Origin of the sequence: Streptomyces sp. NPDC007164, from assembly GCF_040634135.1 — a bacterium.
GTDB classification, from domain to species: Bacteria; Actinomycetota; Actinomycetes; order Streptomycetales; family Streptomycetaceae; genus Streptomyces; species Streptomyces sanglieri.
On sequence record NZ_JBEYFB010000009.1, the window covers coordinates 62,992 to 80,324 of the forward strand.

Sequence of the window (17,333 nt, forward strand, 5' to 3'; positions counted from 1 at the left end):
CCGCCCCGCGCACCTCTCGTACGCCGAGACACCCAGCCACAGAACGCCACCAGGATGGTGAACACCCACATGAACAACTTCCCCGGCGCCTCCGCGAGCGGCCTCTACACCGGCCCGCAGGTGGACAACCGCTACATCGTGCCGCGCTTCGTGGAGCGCACCTCGCAGGGCGTGCGTGAGTACGACCCGTACGCGAAGCTCTTCGAGGAGCGCGTGATCTTCCTCGGCGTGCAGATCGACGACGCCTCCGCCAACGACGTCATGGCGCAGCTGCTGTGCCTGGAGTCGATGGACCCGGACCGGGACATCTCGATCTACATCAACAGCCCCGGCGGCTCGTTCACCGCGCTCACCGCGATCTACGACACGATGCAGTTCGTGAAGCCGGACATCCAGACGGTCTGCATGGGCCAGGCGGCCTCCGCCGCGGCCGTGCTGCTCGCCGCGGGTACGCCCGGCAAGCGGATGGCGCTGCCCAACGCCCGTGTGCTGATCCACCAGCCGTCCTCGCAGACCGGCCGTGAGCAGCTCTCCGACCTGGAGATCGCGGCCAACGAGATCCTGCGGATGCGCACCCAGCTGGAGGAGATGCTGGCCAAGCACTCCACCACCCCGCTGGAGAAGATCCGCGACGACATCGAGCGCGACAAGATCCTGACCGCCGAGGACGCCCTCGCCTACGGTCTCGTCGACCAGATCGTGTCGACCCGCAAGAGCGCGGCCGGAGCGGCCGCCTGACGTCCGCCTTCGCCCCTTGGCACACCTTGTTCGCCCGGTCTCTGCCGTGTGAACCGTGCCAAGGGGGGCCCGAACGGGGGGCAAGGCAAGGTACCGTCGGATAGAGGCACCAGGAGCCGCTGAACCAAGCTGCTCCCAGGCGAAGGGGAAGCACCTCGTGGCACGCATCGGTGATGGCGGCGATCTGCTCAAGTGCTCGTTCTGCGGAAAGAGCCAGAAGCAGGTGAAGAAGCTCATCGCGGGACCCGGTGTGTACATCTGCGACGAGTGCATCGATCTCTGTAACGAGATCATCGAGGAGGAGCTCGCGGAGACCTCCGAGGTGCGGTGGGAGGAACTTCCCAAGCCGCGCGAGATCTACGAGTTCCTTGAGGGGTACGTCGTAGGGCAGGAGCCCGCGAAGAAGGCCCTCTCGGTCGCTGTGTACAACCACTACAAGCGGGTCCAGGCGGGCGAGAACGGCGGCGCGCAGGGCCGTGACGACGCCATCGAACTGGCCAAGTCCAACATCCTGCTGCTGGGCCCCACGGGCTCCGGCAAGACGCTGCTCGCGCAGACGCTGGCCCGCATGCTCAACGTTCCGTTCGCCATCGCCGACGCGACGGCGCTGACGGAGGCCGGCTATGTCGGCGAGGACGTCGAGAACATCCTGCTGAAGCTGATCCAGGCCGCGGACTACGACGTCAAGAAGGCCGAGACCGGGATCATCTACATCGACGAGATCGACAAGGTCGCCCGCAAGAGCGAGAACCCGTCGATCACCCGCGATGTCTCCGGCGAGGGCGTCCAGCAGGCCCTGCTGAAGATCCTGGAGGGCACCACCGCCTCCGTTCCGCCGCAGGGCGGCCGGAAGCACCCGCACCAGGAGTTCATCCAGATCGACACGACGAACGTGCTGTTCATCGTGGGCGGCGCCTTCTCCGGTCTGGAGCGGATCATCGAGTCCCGGGCGGGTGCCAAGGGCATCGGCTTCGGCGCGACGATCCGTTCGAAGCGGGAGATCGAGGCGAGCGACCAGTTCCAGGAGGTCATGCCGGAGGACCTGGTGAAGTTCGGGATGATCCCGGAGTTCATCGGCCGGCTGCCCGTCCTGACCTCGGTCCACAACCTGGACCGCGAGGCGCTGCTGCAGATCCTCGTCGAGCCGCGCAACGCGCTGGTGAAGCAGTACCAGCGGCTGTTCGAACTCGACGGCGTCGAGCTGGACTTCGACCGCCCGGCCCTGGAGGCCATCGCCGACCAGGCGATCCTGCGCGGCACCGGCGCGCGTGGCCTGCGGGCCATCATGGAGGAGGTCCTCCAGTCCGTGATGTACGAGGTGCCGTCCCGCAAGGACGTCGCCCGGGTCGTCATCACGGCCGATGTCGTCCGCGACAACGTGAACCCGACGCTGGTCCCGCGCGAGCCGCGGACGATCGGCAAGGGCGACGGCGGGCGGCACGAGAAGTCCGCGTAGCGATACGCATACGGAAAAGGGGCGCCCGGCAGGGCGCCCCTTTTCCGTGCTCTGGTGGTCAATCGGGTGGCTTTTCTCGTATTCGCTCTTGGTGGATGGGAAGCGTGCAGGGGAAGGGGATTGGGGGCATATTCCCGCCATATTCGGCGGATGAGAGAGGAATCAAGACAATTCCTGCATGGCCGCTGGATTTGCGAATCCTTTCCTGATTGGCTTTTGTGTGTAATTTCTCGCGCTTGCGACCTGAGGTGTTTAAAGTGAAGTCTTTCCGTGTTCGACGTGTAATTTCTGCCGCCAGTTTGATTGCAGGGGTGTTCGCGCTCCCGATGGTGACTGCGGGGCAGGCGGATGCGAGTCCGCAGCGATGCGAGATATCCATGCACAACAACGGCTACGTTGTTGGCCCCAAGGTGAAGGCGGCTTGTGCCCTGGCGAATGCCAGCCGGACCAACCCAGTAGCGGTGGTCGACCGGGCTCGGTGTCAGGTACTTTTGATGGACCTTGGAGTTAAGAGTGGCGATGCTCACGATGCCTGCTACTCGTACTAGCGTTACCAGGATCTCGATCCGTGAATCGCCATGACTATCGGTTTTCACGTGTCGTAGCACTTTCGCTGAATAAAGGGGCGCTCGCGCTATAGGGGCGCTGGCTCTGTCGGGGATTTCAGAGTTTCCCGTGCGGCAGCGTGATCAGCGAGTATGGTCGGTCTGTTCCGCAGGCCGATGTGGTTGCCGAGATATCCGTTGTCCCTCTGTCCCCGTTCTGGTGAGCAAGTCCCGTCTTTGACCATGCAGATCACACGGGCAAACAACCCAAACGGCACGACAGTGATGTAGGTGAGAGACCGGCTGGACGAGCTGCGGGACGACCAGGACTTTGCCGACTGGTGCCCGCATGACGGTCGGCCGGGTCTCTCGCCCGTCTAGGTGGCCACCGTCTGCGTGCTCCAGTTCCTCCTGGGTCTCTCGGACCGGCAGGCGGCCGAGGCAGTGCGCTGCCGCATCGATTTCAAGTACGCGATGGCCCTGGACCTTGGCGATTCAAGTTCCACCAGGGATTCGTCGCGCATCTCACCAACACCTGTACACCCGACGGCGTCAACGCGATCAAGGATGTGGCCACCGCTAACGTAACCGGCTGCGACGCGAAGGATTTGCCCGGCATCCACACCCGGCTCAAGCGCCGGGGGCTGGTGCCCGCCGAACACTTGGCCGATGGCTGCTACACCGCACCGGTCCACCCGGAGCAGGCAGCAAGGGAACATCAAGTCACGGTCACCAGGCCACTGCCGGTCAATACCGTCCGCCAGCACCGCAAGAACAATGGCTGGGGCCGCGACGACTTCCACATTGACTTCGACCGTCGGCAAATCACCTGCCTGCAGGGCGAGATCGGCCAAGGACGGTCACCCACCGCGGCGCCTCCAGTCGTGGCAGTCTCCACCAAGAGCCAATGCCGTCCCTGCCCGGTCCGTACCCGCTGCACGACCACCGCCGACAGCGTCCGTACGGTGGGCTTTCCCCTCAGGAACTACGGGACCTGCAACTCCGTGTCCGGGCCGAGCAGCAGACTCCGGAGTCGAGGGCACCACCAATGAACTCGCCCACGGATACGGCACACGCCGCTCTTGCTACTACGAGCAGCCCAAGGCCCACCTGCAACATGTCTTCACGGCCATCGCCGTCAACATCGAACGCCTCAATGGCCGGGACCCCGCCGACGAAGTCAGCTCGGCCTGGCCACCGACTGCGTTCCAGACATATCTGGACCAGAACGGCTTCCCCTGGTCCAAACTTGGCGGACCCACGGCGCCTGATCTCAACCACTCCAAGCTCCCCGACAGAGTCAATGCCCCGGACGAGCTGGCAGACGCCGTTCCGCGTCGCAAGGGCTACTTCTTGACGCGGATCTCCTTGCGGAGGTCCGTCGTGATCTTGGCAGCGGTGTCCTTGTCCATGCTCCCCGCGACGTTGCCGGGGGAGACCATCGCCATGGTGCTGTAGTCCGACCAGGCGCAGAACCAGTCGGTCTTCGGCTTCTTGGTCATGGCGTTCGTGCCCGTGGCGGCCTGGCACTTCATGATGCCGTCCTCGAACCCGGACGGGGACATCTCCTCCGGGCTGCCGATGAGCTGGGTCTTGTCGTCCTTGTTCTCGGACGCGTTCTTCTGTAGAGAGGCGAAGAACGTGTCCAGCGCCTTGGCCGGATCGCTGATCTTGCCGTACGCGCCGATGTAGGTGATGCCCTTCGCGCTCAGGAGGCTCGGGTCGTTGGGGTTGCTGGGGTCGAACTTGGTGAGATCCGCCGTCGAATAGATCCCGGTGACGGCCTTGCCGTTCTCGATGCCGCTGTCCGTCAGCTCCTTCGTGGTCTTGTCGTCCTGCTGCTGGCTCGCACCGTCCTTGCCGACGCGCTTGTACTCGCTCAGCACCGTCGCCGGAGTCGTCAGCGTGTGCGGACCGTCGTCGCTGAGACCGCCACCCCCTGACGTCAGGAAGTACACCCCGCCCCCGATGACCGCCAGCGCCACGATCACGCCGCCGATGATCAGGCCGGTCTTCTTCTTCGGTGCCTCGGGAGGCATGCCGTACGCCTGCTGGCCGCCGTACGGGGGAGTGGGGGGCTGCTGGCCGTAGGGGCCGGGCTGCTGGGCCTGGGGGTAGCCGTAGCCCGGCTGGGGCTGCTGCTGGGGCGGGACACCCTGGGGGGCCTGCTGGGGGTAGCCGTAACCGGGCTGGCCCTGCGGGGGCTGCTGGCCGTACGGGCCCGGCTGCTGGCCGTAGGGTCCGGGCTGGCCCTGCGGCTGCTGGCCGTACGGACCGGGCTGGCCCTGGGGCGGCTGGCCGCCGTACGGGCCCGGCTGGTTGTAGCTCATCTGCGGTGTCCCCTGTTCGGAATGCTTATGCGTTCCGAACATCCTGGCGGAAGGCTCGCCCGGATGGAGCACCGGGAGCCACACCGTTACTCAACAAACCGGTTTCAACGCATGACTGTGACGGCCCTAAACTGTCCCCCGTGACCGAGAACACTCAGCAGACGCCAGCCAGCAACCCCGAACTGCCGACCCAGTACGCACCGGCCGAGGTAGAGGGGAAGCTGTATGAGCGCTGGGTAGAGCGGGGTTACTTCGAAGCCGACGAGCACAGCGAGAAGCCGCCGTACTCCATCGTCATCCCGCCGCCGAACGTCACGGGCAGCCTGCACCTCGGGCACGCCTTCGAGCACACGCTGATCGACGCCCTCGTCCGCCGCAAGCGCATGCAGGGCTTCGAGGCGCTCTACCAGCCCGGCATGGACCACGCCGGCATCGCCACCCAGAACGTCGTCGAGCGCGAGCTCGGCAAGGAGGGCAAGTCCCGCCACGACCTGGGCCGCGAGGCCTTCGTCGAGCGCGTCTGGCAGTGGAAGAACGAGTCCGGCGGCCAGATCTCCGGCCAGATGCGCCGCCTCGGCGAGGGCGTCGCCTGGTCCCGTGAGCGCTTCACCATGGACGAGGGCCTGTCCACCGCCGTCCAGACCATCTTCAAGCGGATGTACGACGAGGAGCTCATCTACCGCAAAGAGCGCATCGTCAACTGGTGCCCGCGCTGTCTGACCGCCATCTCGGACATCGAGGTCGAGTACCAGGACGACGACGGCGAGCTGGTCTCGATGACGTACGGGGACGGGGACGACACCATCGTCGTCGCCACGACCCGCGCCGAGACGATGCTCGGTGACACCGCCGTCGCCGTCCACCCCGACGACGAGCGCTACAAGCACCTGGTCGGCAAGCGGATCAGGCTGCCGCTGACCGACCGCACGATCCCCGTCGTCGCCGACCACCACGTCGACCCGGAGTTCGGCACCGGCGCCGTGAAGGTCACTCCCGCGCACGACCCGAACGACTTCGAGATCGGCACGCGCCACGACCTGCCGTTCCTCACGGTCATGAACGAGCGCGCGGTCATCACCGTCCCCGGTCCGTTCGAGGGCCTGGACCGGCTGGAGGCACGCTCCGCGATCGTCGCCGCGCTGCGGGCCGAGGGCCGGATCGTCGCCGAGAAGCGGCCGTACGTCCACTCCGTCGGCCACTGCTCGCGCTGCAAGACCACCGTCGAGCCCCGGCTGTCCATGCAGTGGTGGGTCAAGGTCGCCCCGCTCGCCAAGGCGGCCGGTGACGCCGTCCGCGACGGCAAGGTCAAGATCCACCCGCAGGAGATGGAGAAGCGGTACTTCGACTGGGTCGACAACCTCCACGACTGGTGCATCTCGCGCCAGCTGTGGTGGGGGCACCGCATCCCCGTCTGGCACGGACCCGACGGCGAGATGGTCTGCGTCGGCCCCGACGAAGAGCCCCCGACCGGCGAGGGCTGGACCCAGGACGCCGACGTCCTGGACACCTGGTTCTCCTCCGGCCTGTGGCCGTTCTCCACGCTCGGCTGGCCGGAGCGGACGGACAGCCTCGCGAAGTTCTACCCGAACTCCGTCCTGGTCACCGGCTACGACATCCTCTTCTTCTGGGTCGCCCGGATGATGATGTTCGGCCTGTACGTCAACGACGGCGTCCCGCCGTTCGAGACCATCGTCCTGCACGGCATGGTCCGTGACGAGCACGGCAAGAAGATGTCGAAGTCATTCGGCAACGTCGTCAACCCGCTGGACTGGATGGACAAGTACGGCTCCGACGCGCTGCGCTTCACGCTGGCGCGCGGCGCCAACCCCGGCGTCGACGTCCCGATCGGCGAGGAGTGGGTCCAGGGCTCCGCCAAGTTCGCCAACAAGATCTGGAACGCCACGCGCTTCGCGCTGATGAACGGCGCCACGATCGAGGGCGAGCTGCCGGCCGCCGACGAGATGTCGGTGACCGACCGCTGGATCCTGTCCCGCCTCAACAGGACCGTCGCCGAGGTCGACGCGCACTACGACGACTTCCAGTTCTCCAAGCTCAGCGAGGCGCTGCGGCACTTCGCCTGGGACGAGGTCTTCGACTGGTACGTCGAGCTGTCCAAGACCACGTTCTTCGCGGGCGGCCGCCCGGCCGAGGTCTCGGGCCGGGTCCTCGGCGAGGTCCTCGACGTGATGCTGCGCCTGCTGCACCCGGTCGTCCCGTTCGTCACGGAGACCCTCTGGACGGCGCTCACCGGCCGGGAGTCCGTCGTCATCGCCGACTGGCCGAAGGACTCCGGCTTCCGCGACGACGCGGCCGAGCAGGAGATCGCGGTCGTCCAGCAGGTCGTCACCGAGGTCCGCCGGTTCCGCTCCGACCAGGGCCTGCAGCCCGGCCAGAAGGTCCCGGCCGAGCTCACCCTGACCGGCACGCCGCTCGCCCCGCACGAGGCGGCCATCCGCCAGCTGCTGCGGCTCCAGCCCGCCGAGGAGGGCTTCCACGCCACCGCGACGCTGCCCGTCGCCGGGGCCACGGTCGCCCTCGACCTCTCCGGGACCATCGACGTCGAGGCCGAGCGCAAGCGCCTGACGAAGGACCTGGGCGCCGCCGAGAAGGAGAAGGCCCAGGCCCTCGGCAAGCTCTCCAACGAGGCGTTCCTCGGCAAGGCCCCGGACAACGTGGTCGACAAGATCCGCGGCCGGCTCGCCAAGGCCGAGGCCGACATCGAGCGGATCTCCGGTCAGCTGGCGAACCTGCCGCAGAGCTGATGACCTGAGCACGGAGCCCCCGTCCCCCTGACCGACCAGGGGGACGGGGGCTTCGCCCTTTCCGCGTACGGCAGACTGCCCGTACGGCAGCCGCCCGCGTGCGTCAGGACTCCAGCGCCACCGGGCCCTCGGTCACCGGCTCCGTGTTGCGCCGTGTCTTCGCCCAGCCGTTGCGGCCGCGCAGCCATGCGTACGAAGGCCCGCGCCGAGACGACCACGACCGGCGTCCCGTACTGCGGATCGGCGGTCACCCGGGCGAGCGCCGGATGCAGGCCGTCGGGTGCGGCGATCAGGATCAGCGGTCGGGGCACACATCTCCCCCATGCGCCCGCCCGGCGCGACATGCCGAGGGCGCTCCCCGCGCGGGCGAAAGGGGCCTGCCGCCGGGCGCTGCGTGCGATGTCCGTGCCCATCCGTAGACTGGCCCCGTGAGTGAGCCCCGCCCTTCCGACCGGCACGACGACTCCGATCCCGACGAGACCTTCGCGGAGATCGTCGACGAAGAGACCCAGCGCGACCCCGACCTGGCGGTGATCGAGGCCGGGAGCCGCACGCTGCGCACCCGCTCCGGACCCCCGCAGGGCGACGAGGTCCCGGCCCGCCCCGCCGACCCCGAGGTGGACAAGGCGCTGCGCGCCGTGGAGCAGGAGCTCGCCGGACGCTGGGGCGAGACCAAGCTGGAGCCCTCCGTCGCGCGCATCGCCGCGCTGATGGACGTGCTCGGCGAGCCCCAGCGCGCGTACCCCTCGATCCACATCACCGGGACCAACGGCAAGACGAGCACGGCCCGCATGATCGAGTCGCTGCTCGGCGCCTTCGACCTGCGCACCGGCCGCTACACCTCGCCGCACGTCCAGTCGATCACCGAGCGGATCAGCCTGGACGGCTCCCCGATCGACCCCGAGCGGTTCATCGAGGCGTACCAGGACATCAAGCCGTACGTCGAGATGGTCGACGCCCAGCAGCCCTACCGGCTCTCCTTCTTCGAGGTGCTGACGGGCATGGCCTACGCTGCCTTCGCCGACGCACCGGTCGACGTCGCGGTCGTCGAGGTCGGCATGGGCGGCAGCTGGGACGCGACCAACGTCATCGACTCCTCGGTCGCCGTCGTCACCCCCATCTCGCTGGACCACACCGACCGGCTCGGCTCCACGCCCGCCGAGATCGCCGGTGAGAAGTCCGGGATCATCAAGCAGGGCGCCACGGTCATCCTGGCCCAGCAGCCGGTGGACGCCGCGCAGGTCATGCTGAAGAAGGCCGTCGAGGTCGACGCCACGGTCGCCCGCGAGGGCATGGAGTTCGGCGTCGTCTCGCGCGAGATCGCGGTCGGCGGCCAGCTGCTGACGCTGCGCGGCCTCGGTGGCGAGTACCCCGAGATCTTCCTCCCGCTGTACGGCGCCCACCAGGCGCACAACGCGGCGGTGGCGCTCTCCGCGGTGGAGGCGTTCTTCGGTATCGGTGCCGAGCAGCCCGGATCGCTGGACGTCGACACGGTCCGCCGGGCGTTCGCCTCGGTGATCTCCCCGGGCCGCCTCGAAGTCGTCCGCTCCAGCCCCACCGTCGTCCTCGACGCGGCGCACAACCCGGCGGGCGCCCGCGCCACCGCCGACGGCCTCTCCGAGGCGTTCGGCTTCTCCCGGCTGATCGGTGTGGTCGGCGCCAGCGGCGACAAGGACGTCAAGGGGCTCCTCGAAGCCTTCGAACCGATCTTCGCCGAGGTCGTCGTCACGCAGAATTCCAGCGGCCGCGCGATGGACGCCGACGAACTGGCCGCCGTCGCGGTCGAGGTCTTCGGCGAGGACCGCGTCCAGGTGGAGCCGCGCCTGGACGACGCCCTGGAGGCGGCGATCACCCTCGCCGAGGAAGAGGACGAGTACGCGGGCGCCGGGGTGCTGGTGACCGGCTCCGTGATCACGGTCGGCGAGGCCCGGCTGCTTCTGGGAAGGCGCTGACCGCATGCGTACGCTCTGTGCATCCACGCTGATCGGCGAGTTCTTCGTGATCGGCTTCGCCGGACTCGTCGCGATGAAGTCCGACGACCTGACCGGTGCCACGGTCTGGACGGTCTGCGGCATCGGCATGCTGCTGTCCGTGCTGCTCTGCGGGATGGTCACCCGTCCCGGCGGGGTGCAGCTCGGCTGGGCGCTGCAGATCGCCCTGGTGCTGAGCGGCTTCGTCGTCCCGATGATGTTCATCCTCGGCGTGGTCTTCGCCGGTCTGTGGTGGGCCTCGGTGCACTACGGCCGCAAGATCGACGAGGCGAAGGCCCGCTGGGCGGCGGCGCAGGAAGCCGCCGAGGCGTCGGCCGGCGGCTGAGAGGCTGTCGGGTGATCTCTGATCGGGCGATCGAAGGCCACCCGACAGCCTCTGACCCGGGCCCGGTGGGCAAACCCGGCCGCCGGGCCGCCCCCGTACCCCTGTAGCCTCGGTTCACCGCACCCGCATGCCTGCAAGGAGCCGCACACCATGACCCAGCGCACCCTCGTTCTCCTCAAGCCCGACGCGGTCCGGCGCGGACTGGTCGGCGAGATCGTCGGGCGGATCGAGCGCAAGGCCGGCTGGCGGATCACCGCACTGGAGCTGCGCACCCTCGACCGCGCCACGCTGGAGCAGCACTACGCGGAGCACGTCGGCCGCCCGTTCTACGAGCCGCTCGTCGAGTTCATGCAGTCCGGCCCGATCGTGGCGCTGGTCGCCGAGGGCGAGCGGGTCATCGAGGGCATCCGTACGCTGGCCGGCCCCACCGACCCGATCGCCGCCGCGCCCGGTTCCATCCGGGGCGACTTCGGCACCATCACCCGGGAGAACCTCATCCACGCCTCGGACTCCGAGGAGTCCGCGGAGCGGGAACTGAAGCTCTTCTTCCCCGGACTCGTCTGATCCGCGATCAGCCGAACAGCGCTCATGACCTGGGGCGACCGAATTAATTCGGTCGCCCTTCGGTATAGGGTCCCAGATCGCGGGAACGCATCCCTCCGACGTAACGTCACCATGAGTGGAACGGCCACCCGTTCCGCCCACAATGGCGAAGGACCCTCGCGCGGTGTCCGTCAATACGGCACTACGATGGAATCTTCCACGCCCGCAGCGCTCAGCTCGCCGTCCAGAACAAGCCACATCGCTTTCTCGGAAGGCCCGACGCATCCTCAATGGGGAACAAGGGGAAATCAATGTCGTTCATCGGCCGTGACATGGCTATCGACCTCGGGACTGCCAACACGCTGGTGTACGTCAGGGGGCGCGGCATCGTCCTGAACGAGCCGTCCGTCGTGGCCATCAACACCAACACCGGCGGCATCCTGGCGGTCGGCTCCGAGGCCAAGAAGATGATCGGGCGTACACCGGGCAACATCGTTGCCGTACGGCCCCTGAAGGACGGCGTGATCGCCGACTTCGAGATCACCGAGCGGATGCTCCGCTACTTCATCCTGAAGATCCACAAGCGCCGCTACCTGGCCCGCCCGCGGGTCGTCGTCTGCGTGCCCTCCGGCATCACCGGGGTCGAGCGACGCGCCGTCATCGAGGCATCGACGCAGGCCGGCGCGCGCCAGGTGCACATCATCGAGGAGCCCATGGCCGCGGCCATCGGTTCCGGGCTGCCGGTCCACGAGGCCACCGGCAACATGGTCGTCGACATCGGTGGCGGCACCACCGAGGTCGCGGTCATCTCGCTGGGCGGAATCGTCACTGCCCAGTCGATCCGCGTCGCCGGCGACGAACTGGACAACGCGATCATCCAGCACGTCAAGAAGGAGTACTCGCTCCTCCTCGGCGAGCGCACCTCCGAACAGATCAAGATCACCATCGGTTCGGCATACGACATGGACAAGGACGAGCACACCGAGATCCGCGGCCGCGACCTGGTCTCCGGACTGCCCAAGACCGTGGTCATCTCGGCCGCCGAGGTCCGCAAGGCCATCGAGGAGCCGGTCAACGCGATCGTCGACGCGGTGAAGACCACGCTCGACAAGTGCCCGCCGGAGCTCTCCGGCGATGTCATGGACCGCGGCATCGTCCTCACCGGCGGCGGCGCGCTGCTGCGCGGACTGGACGAGCGGCTGCGCCGCGAGACCGGCATGCCGATCCACATCGCGGAGGACCCGCTGGACTCGGTGGCGCTCGGATCCGGCAAGTGCGTCGAGGAGTTCGAGGCGCTCCAGCAGGTGCTGGACGCCCAGCCCCGCAGGTGAGCAACTCCGCAGGTGAACAACACAATCGGTCCGCCGTACGGAACACTGCCGTTCCGTACGGCCGATCGTTGATATACAGGCACGAACATTCCGACGAGGAAGGCACGGCCGCCGCACGTGAGGGACACACGAGAGAGCCGGCTGCTCCTGGTGCTGCTGATCGCCATCGCGTTCGCATTGATCACGGTGGACATCCGCGGGGGCGAGGAGTCACCGGTGGACGGCGCCCGGCGGGCCGCCGCAGCGGCCTTCGGGCCGGTTGAGAACGGCGTCGCGGCAGCCGTCGACCCGGTGGGTAACGCCATAGGGGCGGTACGCGACTCCGGCGAACGGCACAACCGGATCGCCCAGCTGGAACAGCAGAACGCCGCGCTCAAGACGAAGCTCGGCAGCGACGACCGCAACCGCAGCAGAGTCCGCGAGCTCGACCGGATGCTGAAGAAGTCGGCCGCCGGACAGTACGGCATCAAGGGCGCCGAGGTCATCGCCATAGGAGCGGCCCAGGGCTTCTCCTGGACGGTCACCATCGACGCGGGTTCCGACGACGGAATCAAGCGCGACATGACGGTCATCAACGGTGACGGTCTGGTCGGCCGGGTCACCACCGTCGGCCCGGACACCGCCACGGTGCTCCTCGCCAACGACCCCGACTTCACGGTCGGCACCCGCATGGAGAAGACCGACGAACTGGGCTTCGCGACCGGCCAGGGCTCCCAGCCGCTGTCCGTCCAGTTCCTCAACGGCAAGGCCAAGGTGAAGAAGGGCGACCGGCTGGTCACCTTCGGCTCCAGCAAGGACAAGCCCTTCGTGCCCGGCGTCCCGGTCGGCGAGGTCGTCCGCGTCGACCCGTCCGGCGGCGGCCTGACCCGTACCGTCTACGTCCGCCCGTACGTCGGCTTCAGCAAGCTCGACATCGTCGGCGTCGTGGTCCAGGCACCGCGCGAGGACCCGCGTGACATGGTCCTGCCGAAGCAGCCCGCCAAGCCCGCGAAGCCGAAGCCCACCCCCACCGTCACCGTGACCATCTCGCCCAACGGCGACATCGTCGACACCGAAGGAAACGTGGTCGGAAACATCCACGAGAGCCCGGATCCCAGCGGCAGCCCGGATCCGAACGGCACTGCGGACGCCACACCGAACGCCGACAACGCGGTAAACGAGCAGAGGTAGAGCTGATCCCCATGCGTCTGAACCGGATTCTGCTCTCCACCGTCCTGGTCTTCGTCGCCCTCGTCGTCCAGGTCTCCGTGCTCGCCCGCCTCCAGCTCCCCGGCGCCGTGCCCGACCTGCTGCTCCTCGTCGTCCTCGCCCTCGCCTTCGTGTACGGGCATGTCAGCGGCGCCCTCATCGGCTTCGGCGCGGGGCTCCTCGCCGACCTGGCACCGCCCGCCGATCACGCCGCAGGACGCTACGCACTGGTCCTGTGTGTCATCGGCTACCTCGCTGGACTGGCGAAGCCGGAGAACGGGCAGCTGAAGTCGGCGATGGTCCCGATGATCGGGGTGGTCGCCGCGGCGATCGGCTCGACCCTGCTGTACGCGCTGGTCGGCGCGCTCGTCGGGGACACGGCGGCCCGTCATGTCGGCCTCGGCAGCCTGCTGTTCACCGCCGCCGTGTACGACCTGCTCCTCGCACCCTTCGTCGTACCGCTGGTCATGGCGATCGCCAGACGCACGGTGAACGACCCGCTCGCCGACTCCTCCGGCGGCGGCGACGTGGCCGCCGGCTGGCTCGCCTCCGGCACCGGACTGCGGATCGGCAGCCAGCGCGGCGGACTGCGCGTCAAGGCCGCCCGCAACCGCGCATCCCGCGCCGGACGGATCAAGGGGGTCAAGCGACTGTGAGGCCGCACCGCAGGCGGGACACCGCGCGTACCCCCGGCCCGACCACCACCGGGGGCGCCCCGTGACCAACATCCCCGAGACCGGCCGGACCCAGCGGGTCCAGATCCGGCTCATCGTCATCCAGGTCCTCGTCTTCTCCCTGCTGCTCACCCTCGGCGGGCGTCTCTGGTACCTCCAGATCCGCAACGGCCAGGAGTACAGCGACGAGGCGAAGAACAACCACGTACAGCAGGTCGTCCAGCCCGCCGTCCGCGGCTCCATCCTCGACGCGCGCGGTGTGCCGCTGGCCGACAACGAGACCCGTCTCGTCGTCTCCGCGAGCCGCACCGAGCTGATGAAGATGAAGGACGACGGCAAGAGCGTCCTGACCCGGCTCGCCGGCGTCCTCGGCATGAAGCCCGAGGAAGTCCTCGACAAGGTCCGGCTCTGCGACTCCAAGACGCCGCAGCCCTGCTGGAACGGCTCGCCGTACCAGCCGATCCCGGTCACCGACGAGGCCACCACCCAGCAGGCCCTGACGATCCGCGAACGCGCCGAGGACTTCCCCGGCATCACCGCCGAGCCCACCGCCGTACGCCGGTACGCAGCACCCGGCAAGGCCAACACCGCCCAGGTCCTCGGCTACCTCTCGCCGGTCACCGACGAGGAGATCACCAAGGCCCAGGACACCGACTCGCCGTACCTGCGCTCCGACCAGGTCGGCCGCTCCGGCCTGGAGCGCACCTACGACAAGGAGCTGCGCGGCAAGGCCGGCGTCACCCGCTACGAGGTCGACAACCTGGGCCGCGTCATCGGCCAGGCCAAGAACGACAAGGCGGAGCCCGGCTCCAGCGTCGTCACCTCGATCGACGCCCGGGTCCAGGCCGTCGCCGAGTACGAGCTCAACGGGGCCATGAAGGAGGCCCGCAAGTCCTTCGACAAGAACACCGGCGAGAACTACAAGGCCGACTCCGGCGCCGTCGTCGTCATGGAGGCCAAGACCGGCCGCGTCGTCGCGATGGCCTCCCTGCCGAACTACGACCCCAACTCCTGGGTCGGCGGCATCTCCGCCAAGGACTACGCCAAGCTCACCGGCAAGAACTCCAACTTCCCGCTGCTGAACCGGGCCATTCAGGGCCAGGCCGCCCCCGGCTCGATCTTCAAGGTCATCTCCTCGACCGCCGCGGTCAACGCCGGGTACCCCTTCAACGGCCACTACCCCTGCCCCAGCTCGTACAACGTCGGCGGGCAGACCTTCAAGAACTTCGAGTCCCAGGGCTACGGCGACATCACCATCGGCCGGGCCCTCGAAGTCTCCTGCGACACCGTGTATTACGGCATCGCGCACAAGGAGTGGCTGAAGGACGGCGGGATGAGCCCCAAGAAGGGCGCCAAGGACTGGTTCTACAAGACCGCCCACCAGTTCGGCCTCGGCAAGGAGACCGGCATCGACCTCCCCAACGAGGTCAGCGGCCGGGTTCCCGACCGCAAGTGGAAGCAGGACTTCTACAAGGCGAACAAGGACGCCTGGTGCAAGCAGGGCAAGAAGGGCGGCACGTACGTCGAGCAGATCGCGTACGAGAACTGCCTCGAAGGCAACAAGATGCGCGCCGGTGACTCCGTCAACTACTCGATCGGCCAGGGCGACACGCTCGTCACCCCGATCCAGATGGCCACCATCTACGCCGCGATCTCCAACGGCGGCACGCTCTACGACCCCACCGTCGGCAAGGCGGTCGTCAGCGGCGACGGCAGGACGGTCCAGGAGATCAAGCCCGAGTCGCACGGCAAGCTGCCCTTCACGCGCAAGACCCGCAACGAGATAGACGGTGCCCTCGCGGGTGTCGCGACCCGCGGTTCGGCCGCCTGGCGATTCGGCGGCTGGCCGCAGGACAAGATCCCGATGCACGCCAAGACGGGTACGGCCGAGGTCTACGGCAAGCAGACGACCTCCTGGTTCGCCACGTACACCAAGGACTACTCGATCGTCATGACGATCTCCCAGGGCGGTACGGGCTCCGGCGCGTCCGGGCCCGCCGTGCGCAACATCTACGACTCCCTCTACGGTCTCGACGACTCCGGCAAGCAGGACCTGAAGAAGGCGCTGCTGCCCACCCCGCAGAAGTCCCTGCCGAAGATCCAGCAGGACGGCTCGATCGACGCCCCGGAGATCAAGCCCTACAACCCGGACTCGCAGAAGACCCCGGAGGAACAGACCCTCGCCGCGGTGCTGGGGAGGCGTGACTGATGGCCGGCTTCTCCGTCCAGCGGTACGCCCCCGAGCGGTCCGCCTGGGGCAGACTCACCGCCCGCGACTCCGTCGTACGCAAACTCGACTGGCCGCTGCTCGGGTCCGCGCTCGCGCTCTCCTTCATCGGTTCGCTGCTGGTCTACTCGGCGACACGGGGGCGCGACTCGCTCACCCACGGCGACCCGTACTACTTCCTCTTCCGGCACGCCCTGAACACCGGCATCGGCTTCGCCCTGATGGTCGGCACGATCTGGCTCGGCCACCGCACCCTGCGCGGCGCCGTCCCGATCCTCTACGGCCTCTCGGTGCTCCTGGTGCTGGCGGTGCTCACCCCGCTCGGCGCCACCGTCAACGGCGCCCACGCCTGGATCATCATCGGCGGCGGCTTCTCGCTCCAGCCGTCCGAGTTCACCAAGATCACCATCATCCTGGTCATGGCGATGCTGCTCGCCGAGCGCGTCGACGCGGGCGACCAGCTCCACCCCGACCACCGGACGGTGGCCAAGGCGCTCGGCCTGGCGGCCGTCCCGATGGCCGTCGTCATGGGAATGCCGGACCTCGGCTCCGTGATGGTCATGGTCGTCATCGTGCTCGGCGTGCTCCTCGCCTCCGGCGCCTCCAACCGCTGGATCGCCGGACTGCTCGGCGCGGGCGTGGCCGGCGCGATCGCGATCTGGCAGCTCGGCCTGCTCGACGAGTACCAGATCGCCCGCTTCGCCGCCTTCGCCAACCCCGCGCTCGACCCGGCGGGCGTCGGCTACAACACCAACCAGGCGCGCATCGCGATCGGCTCCGGCGGGCTCTCCGGAACGGGCCTCTTCCACGGCACCCAGACCACCGGCCAGTTCGTCCCCGAGCAGCAGACCGACTTCGTCTTCACCGTCGCGGGCGAGGAGCTCGGCTTCCTCGGCGCCGGCCTGATCCTCGTACTGCTCGGCGTCGTCCTGTGGCGCGCCTGCCGGATCGCCCGCGAGACCAGCGAGCTGTACGGCACGATCGTCGCCGCCGGAATCATCGCCTGGTTCGCCTTCCAGGCCTTCGAGAACATCGGGATGACGCTCGGCATCATGCCGGTCGCCGGGCTCCCGCTGCCGTTCGTGTCGTACGGAGGATCCTCGATGTTCGCCGTCTGGGTGGCCGTCGGGCTGCTCCAGTCGATCAGGGTGCAACGGCCGATAAGCGCCTGAGCCGGTACCGCAGCACTGCCCATTCGCGCACATCACGTCTAGATTCGGGTC

At 68.1% G+C, this 17,333-nt stretch carries 13 protein-coding genes; 12 read left to right on the forward strand and 1 reads right to left on the reverse strand.

Annotation, left to right across the window (positions count from 1 at the left end; genetic code table 11):
* The first annotated feature begins 54 nt into the window (after positions 1–54).
* The 3 genes from ABZ622_RS14955 (at position 55) to ABZ622_RS14965 (ending at position 3,327) form a co-directional block, all read left to right on the forward strand.
* Positions 55–738: an ATP-dependent Clp protease proteolytic subunit gene (locus tag ABZ622_RS14955; RefSeq protein ID WP_277326183.1), complete on the forward strand. Its 684-nt coding sequence runs from the start codon at positions 55–57 to the stop codon at positions 736–738.
* 157 nt (positions 739–895) lie between these two features.
* On the forward strand, positions 896–2,194 hold the full coding sequence (clpX, locus tag ABZ622_RS14960) for an ATP-dependent Clp protease ATP-binding subunit ClpX (RefSeq protein ID WP_189541480.1): 1,299 nt from the start codon (positions 896–898) through the stop codon (positions 2,192–2,194).
* Positions 2,195–3,135: 941 nt separating this feature from the next.
* Entirely contained in the window at positions 3,136–3,327 is a 192-nt protein-coding gene (locus ABZ622_RS14965; RefSeq protein WP_360543084.1) for a transposase, read from the forward strand.
* Positions 3,328–4,085: 758 nt separating this feature from the next.
* Here ABZ622_RS14965 and ABZ622_RS14970 read toward each other — a convergent pair.
* Positions 4,086–5,069 carry a hypothetical protein gene (locus ABZ622_RS14970; protein ID WP_360543086.1) on the reverse strand — a complete coding sequence of 328 codons (984 nt, stop codon included), beginning with the start codon at positions 5,067–5,069 and terminating at the stop codon, positions 4,086–4,088.
* Positions 5,070–5,209: 140 nt separating this feature from the next.
* Between ABZ622_RS14970 and ABZ622_RS14975 the strand changes: the two genes are divergently transcribed.
* From ABZ622_RS14975 to rodA, 9 genes are all read left to right on the forward strand, one after another.
* A complete protein-coding gene (locus tag ABZ622_RS14975; RefSeq protein WP_360543088.1) occupies positions 5,210–7,831 on the forward strand; it encodes a valine--tRNA ligase in 2,622 nt (873 codons plus the stop codon).
* A gap of 428 nt (positions 7,832–8,259) precedes the next feature.
* Positions 8,260–9,783 carry a folylpolyglutamate synthase/dihydrofolate synthase family protein gene (locus ABZ622_RS14980; RefSeq protein ID WP_360543090.1) on the forward strand — a complete coding sequence of 508 codons (1,524 nt, stop codon included), beginning with the start codon at positions 8,260–8,262 and terminating at the stop codon, positions 9,781–9,783.
* Between the two features lie 4 nt (positions 9,784–9,787).
* Complete coding sequence (locus ABZ622_RS14985; protein WP_360543092.1) at positions 9,788–10,147, forward strand: DUF4233 domain-containing protein; 360 nt, start codon at positions 9,788–9,790, stop codon at positions 10,145–10,147.
* A gap of 150 nt (positions 10,148–10,297) precedes the next feature.
* On the forward strand, positions 10,298–10,711 hold the full coding sequence (ndk, locus tag ABZ622_RS14990) for a nucleoside-diphosphate kinase (RefSeq protein ID WP_124717727.1): 414 nt from the start codon (positions 10,298–10,300) through the stop codon (positions 10,709–10,711).
* 290 nt (positions 10,712–11,001) lie between these two features.
* Positions 11,002–12,021 (forward strand): rod shape-determining protein, encoded by a 1,020-nt coding sequence (locus ABZ622_RS14995; protein ID WP_317860288.1) that lies wholly within the window; start codon positions 11,002–11,004, stop codon positions 12,019–12,021.
* 117 nt (positions 12,022–12,138) lie between these two features.
* A complete protein-coding gene (gene mreC / locus ABZ622_RS15000) occupies positions 12,139–13,191 on the forward strand; it encodes a rod shape-determining protein MreC (RefSeq protein ID WP_360543095.1) in 1,053 nt (350 codons plus the stop codon).
* Between the two features lie 11 nt (positions 13,192–13,202).
* Positions 13,203–13,865, forward strand: a complete 663-nt coding sequence (gene mreD / locus ABZ622_RS15005; protein ID WP_360543097.1) for a rod shape-determining protein MreD — start codon at positions 13,203–13,205, stop codon at positions 13,863–13,865.
* A gap of 61 nt (positions 13,866–13,926) precedes the next feature.
* On the forward strand, positions 13,927–16,092 hold the full coding sequence (gene mrdA, locus ABZ622_RS15010) for a penicillin-binding protein 2 (protein WP_360543099.1): 2,166 nt from the start codon (positions 13,927–13,929) through the stop codon (positions 16,090–16,092).
* Positions 16,092–17,282: a rod shape-determining protein RodA gene (gene rodA / locus ABZ622_RS15015; RefSeq protein WP_360543101.1), complete on the forward strand. Its 1,191-nt coding sequence runs from the start codon at positions 16,092–16,094 to the stop codon at positions 17,280–17,282. Before mrdA ends, rodA begins: the two co-directional genes overlap by 1 nt.
* Positions 17,283–17,333: the final 51 nt, after the last annotated feature.

Bases quoted from the DNA above. Each gene is read 5' to 3' on its own strand.
- mreD (WP_360543097.1), top strand. From the start codon at position 13,203: ATGCGTCTGAACCGGATTCTGCTCTCCACCGTCCTGGTCTTCGTCGCC.
- ABZ622_RS14970 (WP_360543086.1), bottom strand. From the start codon at position 5,069: ATGAGCTACAACCAGCCGGGCCCGTACGGCGGCCAGCCGCCCCAGGGC.
- ndk (WP_124717727.1), top strand. From the start codon at position 10,298: ATGACCCAGCGCACCCTCGTTCTCCTCAAGCCCGACGCGGTCCGGCGC.
- ABZ622_RS14955 (WP_277326183.1), top strand. From the start codon at position 55: ATGGTGAACACCCACATGAACAACTTCCCCGGCGCCTCCGCGAGCGGC.
- ABZ622_RS14995 (WP_317860288.1), top strand. From the start codon at position 11,002: ATGTCGTTCATCGGCCGTGACATGGCTATCGACCTCGGGACTGCCAAC.
- ABZ622_RS14985 (WP_360543092.1), top strand. From the start codon at position 9,788: ATGCGTACGCTCTGTGCATCCACGCTGATCGGCGAGTTCTTCGTGATC.
- rodA (WP_360543101.1), top strand. From the start codon at position 16,092: ATGGCCGGCTTCTCCGTCCAGCGGTACGCCCCCGAGCGGTCCGCCTGG.